Source organism: Pseudoalteromonas piscicida (assembly GCF_002744175.1).
Taxonomy (GTDB): domain Bacteria; phylum Pseudomonadota; class Gammaproteobacteria; order Enterobacterales; family Alteromonadaceae; genus Pseudoalteromonas; species Pseudoalteromonas piscicida_B.
Genome location: NZ_NKHF01000099.1, coordinates 1 through 13,514, shown reverse-complemented (window position 1 = coordinate 13,514; position 13,514 = coordinate 1). Strand labels below are relative to the sequence as shown.

Genomic DNA, 13,514 nt, shown 5'->3' with positions numbered 1-13,514 from the left:
CTCTAATTCAGAGCGCGACAGCGCTCTGAATAGTTGTGCTTCTCCAGTAGATTCTGAAACTCAACTATCCCGCACAACGGATCAAACCACTTCAAATTAAAAAACTGTACTGCCCAGCCTGAATCCAAGCTGGCTTCTATTTGTATAATTGCTGAACTTTCATCCCCTATCAAAGTCATGATAAGGGCACTTACAAAAGGCAGCTCATATAACTTTGGAGCTTCTGATTTTACGAGTTGAATCAATTTTAGCGCCTCAATACTGTAACCGAGATGCGCCAGAGCCTGGGCCTTTATTAACTTATCAATTGGTTTATTTGGGGTTTCTAAAAGTTCTATCACCTTCATGTAGGTGAGATCTGCATTTTTGTTAGCTAGAGCCAAGGCATCAGCATAGTTGAGTACAATATCAGCTCTTTGCTCATTTATCTTATATGCCTTAGTTGCGTAATCTAGGGATAAGTCTTGTTCTTTTATTAAACTTAAGGCCGTGCTCAAATTTGTTAAATAGTTTGCGTTATTACTATCAGATTTTACTAACGTCTCGTAGAGTTCAATTGACCTATTAAGATTACCAGTGATTAGTGAAATATCCGCGGTAATTTTGATGAGCTGATGATCTTTTTGAGTTATTGATAATGCTTTATCTGCGAAATGAAGCGCTTCAGAGAAGCTTCCAGATATCGCATGTATTTTCACTAGATTCCTTAGCACAACCAAGGTCGGTTTGAGCTGATATGCTTTATTAAAAGCAGCTTTCGCTTGGTCATAGCGGCCTAATTTTTGATATATGCTACCTTTTAGGTTTAGCAATTCGTATGAGTTACTATTGCCACCTTTGTAACCGCTCAGCAGTTTCTCAATATCGTCTTTCTTGTTTAGCAACAGAAGTAGCGAGGTTCTATTTGCTAGGTAGTCCAAAGTCTCTTTATATTCTTGAGGGCTTGATTCCAATACTTCTTGCAAATCGTTTATGATCTTCATCTCTAAAGTTCGATTATATAGCCTGAGGCTACCTTTGGTATAAGTCGTGTAGAGAGAAAAGTGCTTAGGGTATGTCCTAATGAATTCCCTAAGTTGATTAATTAAACTGATATTGACAGTGTTTTCTTGGTGTAATTGTTCTATCAGGGCTGAATATGCATTATTAAAATTGTCGTCCATTAATTGCTCTGAAGTATCAGTGATATCCAGTGCTTTGGATAATGTTTGAGAGATGGAAATAAAAGTTGCAGAAATTTGCGTATTTATCACAGTGATCCTCTCTGAAAACTCAACTACTTTCCCTGATTTGCCTATCAATTCTAGTTGGATGGTACAGCTGTAGTTATTACACTCACCTGTCGGGATGAATAACTTATCTATTTGTAAAGAATGAGAAATATCGGAAGGTTTCGCGGTTCGACCTAAAGATGTAAGCGTTTGCTCAACTTCTTTCTTTGAAACTGGCTCATAGTCCTTACTTGTAATGAGAAACTGATAGATGGCGTCTTCAACTGTTTGCTTTACTATCTGCTTGTGTGAATTTGGTATATCACTTTGTCCAATAAATTCTATCGGCAGCGCTGCAATATAGATCTTAGGTTTGGTTTCCTGCCAATACCAGTACCCACCAACGACTAAGCACACTAAAAAGGTGAAAAGCGCTGCAATACTTAGCTGCTTTTGACGTGCTTTGGCTTTGCTCTTAGCTCTATCTTGTAACTCTATTTCTTCAAGGGATAATGTCGCTTCGCTATTATCATAGCTAAGGGTGTGCAGAATTTGTTTTAACTGTTGACTGACTTCGCCTGCGCTGCTCGGGCGAGCGTTTTTGTCGTATTGCAATAAGCGATCAATAAGCTGTGCCAGTGCAGGGGGAATATCTAAAATACGTTTAGCACTGGCTTTTAATGGCTGGAACTTGATCTGTTCAGCAATAGACTTGTCACTGCCATCGTCAGCTTGCTCGAAGTAAGGATGGTGCCCAGCTAACAGTTGATAAGCAATTAGCCCAAATGAGAATAAGTCACTGCGGCTGTCTAGTGTTTCTTCACGAAGCTGCTCTGGCGACATTGCGGTAAGGCTACCATAGCTTGTATGGGGGCGAGTGGCTTGATTGTCTTCTATTTGTGAAATGCCAAAGTCCGCTATTTTTGCAGTGCCTTGTTCATTAACCAAAATATTGCCTGGTTTTAAGTCTAAATGAAGAATATTTTGGCTATGGGCGGAGGCGAGGCCGTCGGCGATATCGTTGAGCAACTCAATTTTTTGCTCGGTACTTAATACGTGCGTTTTTGTATAGTGTTGTAAGGTTGCGCCTTGCACGAACTCCATTTCCAAGGCCATTTGACCATCGCTTTCAAAGACATCGTAAATTTGTACAATATTTGGGTGATTAAAGCGTGCTAACAGACGAGCTTCGTTGAGTGCATCGGATTGCGCATGTTGAGTCAGCGACATTACCTTAACCGCGACTCGGCGGCCTAGCTTTTTGTCGGTAGCAAGGTACACTTTGCTCATCCCGCCTTCGGCGAGTAAGATCACGTCCTGATAGTATTCTTCTAACTTCAACACTGCGCTGTCTTTCTCGTTTATTATTGGGGGTTAGTGTATCGCTAAAAATGCTAAATTAGTACTGTTTGCGATACAGTAAATAGCAAATAATAAGTTGAAAATTTAACACTTTGCCATACTCGTCACGTCATGTAGCTTACTAAGATAACCTGAACTGCAGATAATTAATGCCTTTCTAACAGCCAGTTTTAGCGCTAACTGGGTTAAATTCACTACCGAACGCTGGTTATTGGTGTGTAAATTCGTCTTGCCTACAACAGAATGTAGTATCTGAGCGAGAGCAGGACGCGGAAGCGGTGTTATCCTAAAAACGCTCTGGCTAGATAAGAATGTAATTTAATGTGATTTTCAGAACAATGAGTAAGTGCATTCTTTATCCAAAACTCAGGTTAAGATAGACATTATTAAGGAGAAATAAATGGCAAAATTACACTCGACTCTTGTTTTACGTTTTTATTTTACAGCCATGCTGGCCTGCATTTTGTTTTACCATACCTCAAGTGTATCGGCAGAAAGTGCATCAAATTTTGACTACCCGAACAACGCTAAAAATGCGATCAGCCTTACGTTTGATGACGCTAGGCCTAGCCAAGTGGAAGTTGGTGTTCCCTTACTTAATCGCCATAAGGTGAAAGGTACATTTTATGTTATGCCGCCTCAAGTGGAAGAAAAACTGGCGCAATGGCAAGCGGCAGCTAAGCAAGGGCATGAGATCGGTAACCATACTAGTGAGCATTTGTGCACTGGCAACTTTGCATGGCTTAGGGAGAAAAACAAAGGTCTTGAACAAGTTGATTTAGCATATATTGAGCGTGATATAGTCGAAACCACTAAATATATTGAAGCGCATTTAGGAGTCAGCCCTAAAAGTTTTGCTTACCCTTGTGGTAATACATTTGTTGGCCGTGGTGCTGAAGTAAAAAGTTATGTGCCTTTAATTGCTAAACACTTTGAGAGTGGTCGTACGTGGCTAGATGAAACGGCTAACCTCCCAACATACACTGACTTTTCTCAGTTAACTGGTGTGCGTATGGATGGCATGACCTTCGAAGAAATAAAAGCGTTGCTAGCACACCTCAGGAGCAATAATAGTTGGATTATTCTTGCGGGGCACGAGGTCGGAGAAAAGGGGCGCTACACGGTAGATAGTAAGATGCTAGACAAACTGATCCCTTATTTAAAAGATCCAAAAAATGGCTACTGGTTAGATACTGTGAGTAACGTCACAGATTACATCAAACGTAAAAGAACGCTCTAGGTGAGGCTTACCTCGGCTTAATTAAGCTATTTCTTGCTCAATGTTCAGGAAGTGGGTAGTGCAAAGCGTGAGTGGTAAAAAACTTTTCATGACAAATGCTGTTTAATAATTGTGCAAGTGGTTGAATTCTCGAATGCTTGCCGCCATATCCTCAAACTGTAATCAGTACGTCACGTTAACGCGTTAAATTAATTAAAAATTGAACTATCTTTGATGGGACTTTGCTGGTACAATTGCCCGCCCTTGAAAGACATAATCACAGTTTTTTGAGTGGAATTTAACCTAAATGCCTTGATTTTGAACGAAATCTCGGCGAGTTGTAACTACACCGGAGGTCATTAAGATGATCCAAATGCAAACTCAGCTGGACGTTGCTGATAACAGCGGCGCTCGCAAAGTGCAGTGTATAAAAGTCCTTGGTGGTTCGCACCGTCGCTACGCAGCGGTTGGCGACATCATTAAAGTTTCTGTTAAAGAAGCGATTCCTCGCGGCAAAGTGAAGAAAGGTGATGTTAAAAACGCAGTAGTAGTGCGTACTAAAAAAGGCGTACGTCGTCCAGACGGCTCTTTGATCCGTTTCGATAGCAATGCGGCTGTTATCTTAAATGATAACTTACAGCCTATTGGTACTCGTATCTTCGGCCCTGTGACTCGTGAACTTCGTACTGAAAAGTTCATGAAGATCGTTTCACTAGCACCAGAAGTACTATAAGGAGTCGATCATGGCAGCAAAAATCCGTCGTGATGACGAAGTAATCGTACTAGCCGGTAAAGACAAAGGTAAGCGCGGTAAAGTGCTTTCAGTTGTTACTGAAACTGGCCGAGTATTTGTTGAAGGCGTTAATATCATCAAAAAACACCAGAAGCCTGTACCACAACTACAGCAAGCTGGCGGTGTTGTTGAGAAAGAAGCGTCAGTCGACGTATCAAACGTAGCGATTTTCAATGCCGAAACTGGCAAAGCGGATCGTGTAGGTTTTAGATTTGAAGACGGTAAAAAAGTCCGTTTCTTCAAGTCTACCGGTAAAACTATTTAATAGTTGGAGTAGACGATGGCGAAACTGCATGAAGTGTACAAAGACAAAGTAGTAAAGGAGCTTCAAGAGAAGTTCGGTTACAGCTCTGTCATGCAAGTCCCTCAGATCGAAAAGATCACACTTAACATGGGTGTGGGCGAAGCCCTAGCTGACAAGAAAATTCTAGAAAACGCAGTAGCAGATCTAGAATCAATCTCTGGTCAGAAGCCTCTAGTGACTAAAGCTCGCAAATCAGTTGCTGGCTTTAAGATCCGTGAAGGTTACCCAATTGGCTGTAAAGTAACCCTACGCGGCGAGCGTATGTGGGATTTCCTAGAGCGTTTAGTCTCTATCGCGATGCCACGTATTCGTGACTTCCGCGGTGTTAGCGCAAAGTCTTTTGACGGTCGCGGTAACTACTCTATGGGCGTACGTGAACAAATCATCTTCCCAGAAATCGATTATGATAAAGTAGACCGCGTTCGCGGTATGGATATCACAATCACTACTTCTGCGAAAACAGATGATGAAGGCCGTGCGTTGTTAGAAGCGTTCAACTTCCCATTCAAAAAGTAAGGGTAGGGTTATGGCAAAGAATTCAATGAAAGCACGCGACGTAAAACGTGCTAAATTAGTTGCTCAGTATGCTGAAAAGCGTGCTGCGTTAAAAGCTATCATCAGCGATGTTAATGCATCTGATGATGAGCGTTGGGATGCAGTGTTAAAGCTACAGTCTTTACCACGCGATTCTAGCCCTTCACGTCAACGTAATCGTTGTAACATCACGGGCCGCCCTCATGGTTACCTTCGCAAGTTCGGCTTAAGCCGTATCAAGGTTCGCGAAGCAGCGATGCGCGGTGAAATTCCTGGCCTTAAAAAGGCTAGCTGGTAATAGAATCACGGGAGTAAGACATGAGCTTGCAAGATCCAATTGCGGATTTGTTCACACGTATCCGTAACGGTCAGTCTGCGAAGAAGGTATCTGTTTCAATGCCAACTTCAAAGCTGAAAGTAGCTGTAGCTAAGGTACTTAAAGACGAAGGTTATATCACTGACTTCGCAGTATCTGGTGACGTAAAAGCAGAATTGACTATCGAACTTAAGTACTTCGAAGGCAAAGCTGTAATCGAAAACATCCAGCGTGTTAGCCGCCCTGGTCTACGTATCTATAAGAGACGTGACGAATTACCAAAGGTAATGGGTGGTCTAGGTATCGCTATCGTATCAACTTCTAAAGGCCTGATGACAGACCGCGCTGCGCGTACCGCTGGTGTTGGTGGTGAAATCATTGGCTTTGTAGCTTAATCGGAGGGGAACTATGTCTCGTATAGCGAAGGCTCCAATCAATGTTCCTGCCGGTGTTGAAGTTACAATTAACGGCCAGGACATCAAAGTTAAAGGCAAGAACGGTGAATTAACTCGCACAATCAACGATGCGGTTGAAGTTTCACTAAACGACAACGTTATCACAACGGCTCCTCGTGAAGTTGCTAATGCTTGGGCTCAAGCAGGTACTGCACGCGCCCTAATCAACAACATGATTGTTGGTGTTAACGATGGTTATGAAAAGAAACTACAACTAGTAGGTGTTGGTTACCGTGCGGCTGTTAAGGGTAAAGTATTAGACTTAACTCTTGGCTTCTCTCACCCAGTGAACTTCGAGATCCCTGAGGGTATCACTATCGAAGCTCCAAGCCAGACTGAAATTGTTGTTAAAGGCGCAGACAAGCAGTTAGTTGGTCAAACAGCTGCTAACATCCGCTCATACCGTGAACCAGAGCCTTATAAAGGTAAAGGTGTACGTTATGCTGATGAGCACGTGCGTCGTAAAGAGGCTAAGAAGAAGTAAGGTAAGACGATGGATAAGAAAACAGCTCGTCTACGTCGTGCTAAGCGCACTCGTAGAAATATTATCGAACAAGGCACAACACGTCTTGTTATCCACCGCACGCCACGTCACATTTACGCTCAAGTAATCAATGCTGAGGGTAGTGTACTGGCTGCTGCTTCTACTGTTGAAAAAGCAATTGTTGAAACAGTTAAAGGCACAGGCAACATCGAAGCGGCTCAAGCAGTTGGTAAAGCAATCGCTGAGCGCGTAGCTGACAAAGGCGTTGAGAAAATCGCTTTTGATCGCAGTGGCTTTAAATATCACGGCCGTGTGAAGGCGCTAGCTGATGCTGCGCGCGAAGCCGGTCTGCAATTCTAGGAGTAGACAATGGCTAACGTAGAAGCAAAGCAAGCACAGCCAGAGTTGGCTGAAAAGCTAATCGCGGTAAACCGTGTGTCTAAAGTGGTTAAAGGTGGTCGTATCTTTAGCTTCACTGCACTAACAGTAGTTGGTGATGGCGCTGGTAAAGTAGGTTTTGGTTATGGTAAAGCACGTGAAGTTCCTGCTGCTATTCAAAAAGCAATGGAAAAAGCACGTCGCAACATGATCACTGTTGAACTAAACGGTAACACGCTACAGCACCCAATCAAGGGTCGCCACGCGGGTTCACGCGTTTACATGCAGCCTGCATCTGAAGGTACAGGTATCATTGCAGGTGGTGCGATGCGTGCAGTACTAGAAGTAACTGGCGTACAAAACGTACTATCTAAAGCATACGGTTCAACTAACCCGATCAACATCGTTCGCGCAACTATTGCAGCTCTAGAGAATATGAATTCTCCAGAAGGTATTGCTGCAAAGCGTGGTCTTAGCGTTGACGAAATCTTGGGGTAAGACACCATGGCAAATACAGTAAAAGTAACTCAAGTACGTAGCTCGATCGGTCGTTTACCGAAGCATAAAGCTACATTACGTGGCCTTGGTTTACGTCGTATCAACCACACTGTTGAGCTAGAAGATACGCCAGCAGTTCGCGGTATGATCAACCAAGTTTCTTACATGGTTAAGGTTGAGGGGTAATTCGATGAACTTGAATACACTTTCACCTGCTGCAGGTTCAAAAACAGCTGGTAAGCGTGTTGGCCGTGGTATCGGTTCTGGTCTTGGTAAGACTGGTGGTCGTGGTCACAAAGGTCAAAAATCACGCTCTGGCGGTAAAGTACGCGTTGGTTTCGAAGGCGGTCAAATGCCTATGCAACGTCGTCTACCAAAGTTTGGTTTCACTTCACGCAAGTCTCTTGTGTCTAAAGAAGTGAATCTATTCGAAATCGCTAAAGTTGAAGGCGATGTGGTAGATCTGAACGCGTTACAGGCAGCTGGTATCGTTAAAAAGAACATCCAGTTCGTAAAAGTTGTAAAATCTGGCGAAGTTTCACGCGCTGTTACCGTTAAAGGCATTAAAGTGTCTAAAGGTGCACGCGAAGCTATCGAAGCTGCCGGAGGCAAGGTAGAAGACTAAGGAAGTACGCTATGGCTAAACCAGGTCAAGATATGCAAAGTGCACAAAGTGGGCTTGCGGAACTGAAGCGCCGATTACTATTTGTATTGGGTGCTATCATTATTTACCGTCTGGGCTCTTTTGTGCCAATCCCTGGGATTGACGCCGCTGTACTTGCCGAATTCTTCGAGCAACAAAAGGGCACCATTGTTGAGATGTTCAACATGTTCAGCGGTGGTGCGCTTGAGCGTGCATCGGTATTGGCGCTAGGTATTATGCCGTACATCTCGGCTTCGATTATTATGCAGCTATTAACGCACATACATCCTGCGATGATAGAGCTTAAGAAAGAAGGTGAGCAAGGGCGTAAGAAAATCAGCCAGTATACGCGTTATGGTACGCTTGTGCTTGCTACATTCCAATCGATAGGTATCGCTACTGGTCTACCTAATATGATGGAAGGCCTAGTTGTGAATCCAGGCTTCGGCTTTTATTTCACAGCAGTAGTGAGCTTAGTCACAGGAACTATGTTCCTAATGTGGTTGGGCGAACAAATCACTGAGCGTGGTATCGGTAACGGTATCTCAGTTCTAATATTTGTTGGTATTGTAGCTAACCTGCCGTCTGCAATTGGTTCGACAGCAGAAATGGCGCGCCAAGGTGATCTGCATATTTTAGCATTGTTATTGATTGCGGTAATCGTATTCGCCGTAACTTACCTAGTTGTGTTCTTCGAACGTGGTCAACGTCGTATCGTTGTAAACTATGCGAAGCGTCAACAAGGTCGTCAGGTATTTGCAGCTCAAAGCACGCACTTACCACTAAAAGTTAATATGGCGGGTGTTATTCCACCAATCTTTGCTAGCAGTATCATTTTGTTCCCTGGTACAATAGCAAGCTGGTTCGGCCAAGGTGAAGGTCCGGTCGCTGATGTGCTACAAGCTATCTCAGCAGTATTGACTCCAGGTCAACCACTGTATGCGATGGTATTAGCTGCGGCTATTATCTTCTTCTGCTTCTTCTACACTGCGTTGGTATTTAACCCGCGTGAGACAGCAGATAACCTGAAAAAATCTGGCGCTTTTATTCCAGGCATTCGTCCAGGTGAGCAGACGTCTAAATACATTGATAAAGTGATGACACGCCTGACATTGGCAGGTGCTTTGTATATAACCTTTATCTGTCTGGTGCCCGAGTTTATGACTATGGCATGGCAAACGCCATTCTACTTCGGCGGTACATCAATTTTGATTATCGTTGTTGTCATCATGGACTTTATGGCACAAGTACAGACTCATATGATGTCTCATCAATATGATTCTGTGCTGAAAAAAGCGAACCTTAAAGGCTACGGCCGATAAGGTCAGTTTACGGAGTTGAGTAATGAAAGTACGTGCTTCCGTTAAGAAAATTTGCCGTAACTGCAAAGTAATCAAGCGTGCAGGTGTTGTACGTGTGATCTGCAGTGAGCCAAAGCACAAGCAAAGGCAAGGCTAAGCAAATTAAGTCGTGCAGGCTGAGTAAGTTTACTTAGCCTGTTTCTTTGGTAAAACTTGAATGTCGGTTGGGTATCCTATACGGGCTTTCCAGCAAGATGATAATCAAGTTTAATAATAGGAGATATGTTAGTGGCCCGTATCGCAGGCATTAACGTTCCTGATCATAAGCATGCTGTTATCGGTTTAACAAGCATCTATGGTGTAGGTAAAACTCGCGCTAAGGCGATCTTAGCTGCGACAGGTATCGCTGAAACTACTAAAATCGGCGAGTTAAATGACGAAACACTTGACATCCTTCGTGAAGAAGTTGGCAAGTACACTGTTGAAGGTGATCTTCGTCGTGAAGTAACACTAAACATCAAGCGTCTTATGGACCTTGGTTGTTTCCGTGGCTTACGTCACCGTCGTTCGCTACCACTACGTGGTCAGCGTACTAAGACTAACGCGCGTACTCGTAAGGGTCCACGCAAGCCTATCAAGAAATAAGGTGGGGTAAGTTATGGCAAAAGCACCAATTCGTCGTAAAAAGGTCAAAAAGCAGGTTGTTGACGGCATGGCTCACGTTCATGCATCTTTCAACAACACTATTGTGACCATCACTGACCGTCAAGGTAATGCTCTTTCTTGGGCGACTGCGGGTGGTTCAGGTTTCCGTGGTTCTCGTAAGTCTACTCCATTCGCTGCACAGGTTGCTGCGGAGCGTGCAGGTGTTGCTGCACAAGAGTACGGTCTTAAGAACCTAGAAGTATTCATTAAAGGTCCAGGTCCAGGCCGTGAGTCTGCCGTTCGTGCATTGAATGCTGCTGGTTTCCGTATCACTAACATCACTGACGTGACGCCAATTCCACACAATGGTTGTCGTCCACCGAAGAAACGTCGCGTATAACAATAGGTTAGGAGAAAGAACATGGCAAGATATTTGGGCCCTAAGCTCAAGCTAAGTCGTCGTGAAGGTACTGACCTGTTCCTTAAAAGCGGCGTAAGAGCAATTGACTCTAAGTGTAAACTAGAAACAGCACCTGGTCAGCACGGCGCACGTAAAGGTCGTCTATCTGATTACGGTTTACAGCTACGTGAAAAGCAAAAAGTTCGTCGTATCTACGGTGTACTAGAAAAGCAATTCCGTAACTATTACAAAGAAGCTGCTCGCCTTAAAGGTAACACAGGTGAAAACTTGTTACAGCTTCTAGAGCAACGTCTAGACAATGTTGTATATCGCATGGGTTTTGCAAGCACACGTGCTGAAGCACGTCAGCTAGTAAGCCACAAAGCGATTATGGTTAATGGTCGTGTTGTTAATATCCCTTCTTTCGTAGTTACTCCTGAAGATGTAGTAGTAATTCGCGAGAAGTCTAAAAAGCAAGCGCGTATCATCGCTGCTCTAGAGTTGGCTGAGCAACGTGAAAAGCCAACTTGGATTGAAGTTGACGGTAAGAAAATGGAAGGCACTTTCAAGCGTCTACCAGAGCGTTCTGATCTGTCTGCGGACATTAACGAACAACTAATCGTCGAACTTTACTCGAAGTAAAGTTAAGAGTTAAGAGAGGATAAAATGCAGGGTTCTGTAACCGAATTCCTAAAACCAAGATTAGTCGATATCGACGCTGTAAGCTCAACGCGTTCTAAAGTAGTTTTAGAGCCTCTAGAGCGTGGTTTCGGCCACACACTAGGTAACGCTCTACGTCGTATACTTCTTTCATCTATGCCAGGTTGTGCTGTGACAGAAGTTGAAATTGACGGCGTATTGCACGAGTACAGCGCGAAAGAAGGCGTACAAGAAGACATCATTGAAATTCTGTTAAACCTTAAAGGTCTAGCGGTATCTCTAGAAGGTAAAGATGAAGTTTTCCTTACCCTGACTAAGTCTGGTGTAGGCCCTGTGACTGCGGCTGATATCCAGCACGACGGAGATGTGACTATCGCCAACCCTGAGCATGTCATTTGTCACTTAACTGCTGACAATAGCGAAATCAGCATGCGCATTCGTGTTGAGCGTGGTCGCGGTTATGTACCGGCGTCTAGTCGTTTATCCTCTGATGACGATGAGCGCCCAATCGGCCGTTTGTTGCTAGATGCATCATTCAGCCCGGTTGAGCGTATTGCGTACTCGGTTGAGTCAGCTCGTGTTGAGCAGCGTACAGACTTAGATAAACTAATCATCGATATGGAAACGAACGGCACTTTAGATCCTGAAGAAGCGATCCGCCGTGCGTCAACTATCCTTGCTGAGCAATTAGATGCATTCGTAGATTTACGCGATGTTTCTGAGCCAGAAGAAAAAGAAGAGAAGCCGGAGTTTGATCCGATTCTACTTCGTCCAGTTGATGACTTAGAGCTAACTGTACGTTCTGCAAACTGTCTGAAAGCCGAGCAAATTCAATATATCGGTGACTTAGTACAGCGTACTGAAGTTGAGCTTCTGAAAACACCAAACCTTGGTAAGAAGTCTCTAACTGAAATTAAAGACGTGCTAGCTTCACGTGGTCTATCTCTAGGTATGCGCCTAGAAAACTGGCCACCTGCAAGTCTAGCTGAGTAATCTAAGTTACTATATTAGTTTAGTTAGAAGGATAGGGTCATGCGCCATCGTAAGAGTGGTCGTCAATTAAACCGTAACAGCAGCCATCGCAAAGCGATGTTTAGCAACATGGCTGGTTCTTTGGTGAAGCACGAAATCATCAAAACTACTTTGCCTAAAGCAAAAGAGCTGCGCCGTGTAATTGAACCTTTAATCACACTGGCTAAGACTGACAGCGTAGCAAACCGTCGTTTAGCGTTTGCTCGCACGCGTGATAAAGAAGTAGTTGGTAAATTGTTCTCTGAGATCGGTCCACGTTTCGCGGATCGTCCAGGTGGTTACACTCGTATTCTTAAGTGTGGCTTCCGTGCAGGTGACAACGCGCCAATGGCTTACATTGAACTACTAGATCGCCCAGCGACTGAAGAAGTTCAAGAAGACGCACAGTCTGCAGAGTAATTAGTCTTATTAAAGACACAAAAAGCCGAGCATTGCTCGGCTTTTTCTTTTTATACCCTCGAAGATTTTTCGCCTGTCTACAAAGCTATCAATAACTAATATCAATCCGCATTAATACCTGTTCAATTTTAGGGAGTAAATTTGACGCTAAAGGCGTTAAAAATTTCTTATTTAGAACAAGTAAATAAGAAATTATTGCTTTGCCTATACTGATGCAAGTACCTTGGTGATAGCAAGATGCGGTAGCGGTGTTACCAACAAAATTTTCAGGCCTCAAATAGGTCACTTAATTAAGCGTATTGGTATAAACACACTTTTACACCTGTTGATCATTACTCATTTATACAGATAACAATTATATCCCGCTGCTGCTAACCACACTCACTCACACCGTGCTCTGCTCTAATTAAAAAGAAAAATTGAACGTGGCTCAGTTATAAAATAGAACAGGGCTTACAACTATTCACTTTCTGCAGTTGAAGTTCTTAGAAGTTATCTCAATTTCCTTATCCTAAACTAAATGTATTCGGAATCAGGCAGCTTTTTATAGTTAGTGCTCACCAAGTCCATTCTAAAAAGCGCTATCCATATTTAAACGTACCTCTTACATATCCGTAGATTTGAAACTGTGTGAGTTAACCTGAACCCAGCATAACAACTTATTCTCTAGGAGTTGTTTGCCTTTGCGACCACATTAAATTTGCTTGTATTAAAAAGTAACTTATAGCTAGAGTGATATTACACTTTTTAGCTTATGCATTTTAGTTGATTCACTCACTTCTTATTCCGAATTCAGGCTAGTCAAACTAGAAAAGTTGCCTTTAGAAAGCCATATATGCCTTATTAACGTGTTAAAAGTGAGCGTTTCGGCTTTTTTTTG

Annotated in this window: 19 protein-coding genes; 18 read left to right on the top strand and 1 reads right to left on the bottom strand. The window is 43.3% G+C overall.

Annotation, left to right across the window (positions count from 1 at the left end):
• Window positions 1-2 precede the first annotated feature (2 nt).
• Window positions 3-2,555: a protein kinase domain-containing protein gene (locus CEX98_RS19755; RefSeq protein ID WP_099643709.1), complete on the bottom strand. Its 2,553-nt coding sequence runs from the start codon at window positions 2,553-2,555 to the stop codon at window positions 3-5.
• Window positions 2,556-2,973: 418 nt separating this feature from the next.
• Here CEX98_RS19755 and CEX98_RS19750 point away from each other — a divergent pair, with 418 nt between their 5' ends.
• The 18 genes from CEX98_RS19750 (at window position 2,974) to rplQ (ending at window position 12,634) form a co-directional block, all read left to right on the top strand.
• Window positions 2,974-3,813, top strand: a complete 840-nt coding sequence (locus tag CEX98_RS19750; protein ID WP_099643708.1) for a polysaccharide deacetylase family protein — start codon at window positions 2,974-2,976, stop codon at window positions 3,811-3,813.
• Window positions 3,814-4,156: 343 nt separating this feature from the next.
• Window positions 4,157-4,525 carry a 50S ribosomal protein L14 gene (gene rplN, locus CEX98_RS19745; RefSeq protein WP_010378257.1) on the top strand — a complete coding sequence of 123 codons (369 nt, stop codon included), beginning with the start codon at window positions 4,157-4,159 and terminating at the stop codon, window positions 4,523-4,525.
• Between the two features lie 10 nt (window positions 4,526-4,535).
• A complete protein-coding gene (rplX, locus tag CEX98_RS19740) occupies window positions 4,536-4,850 on the top strand; it encodes a 50S ribosomal protein L24 (RefSeq protein WP_010378260.1) in 315 nt (104 codons plus the stop codon).
• A gap of 15 nt (window positions 4,851-4,865) precedes the next feature.
• Window positions 4,866-5,405: a 50S ribosomal protein L5 gene (gene rplE, locus CEX98_RS19735; RefSeq protein WP_010378262.1), complete on the top strand. Its 540-nt coding sequence runs from the start codon at window positions 4,866-4,868 to the stop codon at window positions 5,403-5,405.
• Window positions 5,406-5,415: 10 nt separating this feature from the next.
• The gene (gene rpsN / locus CEX98_RS19730; RefSeq protein WP_095728862.1) at window positions 5,416-5,721 is read left to right on the top strand and encodes a 30S ribosomal protein S14; all 306 of its coding nucleotides are present in this window, start codon (window positions 5,416-5,418) and stop codon (window positions 5,719-5,721) included.
• 20 nt (window positions 5,722-5,741) lie between these two features.
• Window positions 5,742-6,134, top strand: coding sequence for a 30S ribosomal protein S8 (rpsH, locus tag CEX98_RS19725; protein WP_010378266.1), 393 nt, complete (start codon window positions 5,742-5,744; stop codon window positions 6,132-6,134).
• A 13-nt stretch (window positions 6,135-6,147) separates the two neighbouring features.
• Entirely contained in the window at window positions 6,148-6,678 is a 531-nt protein-coding gene (rplF, locus tag CEX98_RS19720; RefSeq protein ID WP_099643707.1) for a 50S ribosomal protein L6, read from the top strand.
• 9 nt (window positions 6,679-6,687) lie between these two features.
• The gene (gene rplR / locus CEX98_RS19715; protein ID WP_099643706.1) at window positions 6,688-7,038 is read left to right on the top strand and encodes a 50S ribosomal protein L18; all 351 of its coding nucleotides are present in this window, start codon (window positions 6,688-6,690) and stop codon (window positions 7,036-7,038) included.
• A 9-nt stretch (window positions 7,039-7,047) separates the two neighbouring features.
• On the top strand, window positions 7,048-7,554 hold the full coding sequence (gene rpsE, locus CEX98_RS19710) for a 30S ribosomal protein S5 (RefSeq protein WP_099643705.1): 507 nt from the start codon (window positions 7,048-7,050) through the stop codon (window positions 7,552-7,554).
• 6 nt (window positions 7,555-7,560) lie between these two features.
• On the top strand, window positions 7,561-7,740 hold the full coding sequence (gene rpmD / locus CEX98_RS19705; RefSeq protein WP_010378276.1) for a 50S ribosomal protein L30: 180 nt from the start codon (window positions 7,561-7,563) through the stop codon (window positions 7,738-7,740).
• A 4-nt stretch (window positions 7,741-7,744) separates the two neighbouring features.
• Entirely contained in the window at window positions 7,745-8,179 is a 435-nt protein-coding gene (gene rplO / locus CEX98_RS19700) for a 50S ribosomal protein L15 (RefSeq protein ID WP_099643704.1), read from the top strand.
• Between the two features lie 11 nt (window positions 8,180-8,190).
• On the top strand, window positions 8,191-9,519 hold the full coding sequence (secY, locus tag CEX98_RS19695; RefSeq protein WP_010606805.1) for a preprotein translocase subunit SecY: 1,329 nt from the start codon (window positions 8,191-8,193) through the stop codon (window positions 9,517-9,519).
• Window positions 9,520-9,541: 22 nt separating this feature from the next.
• Window positions 9,542-9,655, top strand: a complete 114-nt coding sequence (gene rpmJ, locus CEX98_RS19690; RefSeq protein ID WP_002959476.1) for a 50S ribosomal protein L36 — start codon at window positions 9,542-9,544, stop codon at window positions 9,653-9,655.
• A 131-nt stretch (window positions 9,656-9,786) separates the two neighbouring features.
• A complete protein-coding gene (gene rpsM / locus CEX98_RS19685; protein ID WP_010378282.1) occupies window positions 9,787-10,143 on the top strand; it encodes a 30S ribosomal protein S13 in 357 nt (118 codons plus the stop codon).
• 13 nt (window positions 10,144-10,156) lie between these two features.
• Window positions 10,157-10,543 (top strand): 30S ribosomal protein S11, encoded by a 387-nt coding sequence (gene rpsK / locus CEX98_RS19680; protein WP_099643703.1) that lies wholly within the window; start codon window positions 10,157-10,159, stop codon window positions 10,541-10,543.
• A 21-nt stretch (window positions 10,544-10,564) separates the two neighbouring features.
• Window positions 10,565-11,185: a 30S ribosomal protein S4 gene (rpsD, locus tag CEX98_RS19675; protein WP_017218390.1), complete on the top strand. Its 621-nt coding sequence runs from the start codon at window positions 10,565-10,567 to the stop codon at window positions 11,183-11,185.
• A 24-nt stretch (window positions 11,186-11,209) separates the two neighbouring features.
• Window positions 11,210-12,196 carry a DNA-directed RNA polymerase subunit alpha gene (locus CEX98_RS19670; protein ID WP_010378288.1) on the top strand — a complete coding sequence of 329 codons (987 nt, stop codon included), beginning with the start codon at window positions 11,210-11,212 and terminating at the stop codon, window positions 12,194-12,196.
• A gap of 39 nt (window positions 12,197-12,235) precedes the next feature.
• Window positions 12,236-12,634 carry a 50S ribosomal protein L17 gene (gene rplQ, locus CEX98_RS19665; RefSeq protein ID WP_099643702.1) on the top strand — a complete coding sequence of 133 codons (399 nt, stop codon included), beginning with the start codon at window positions 12,236-12,238 and terminating at the stop codon, window positions 12,632-12,634.
• The last annotated feature ends 880 nt before the right edge of the window (window positions 12,635-13,514 follow it).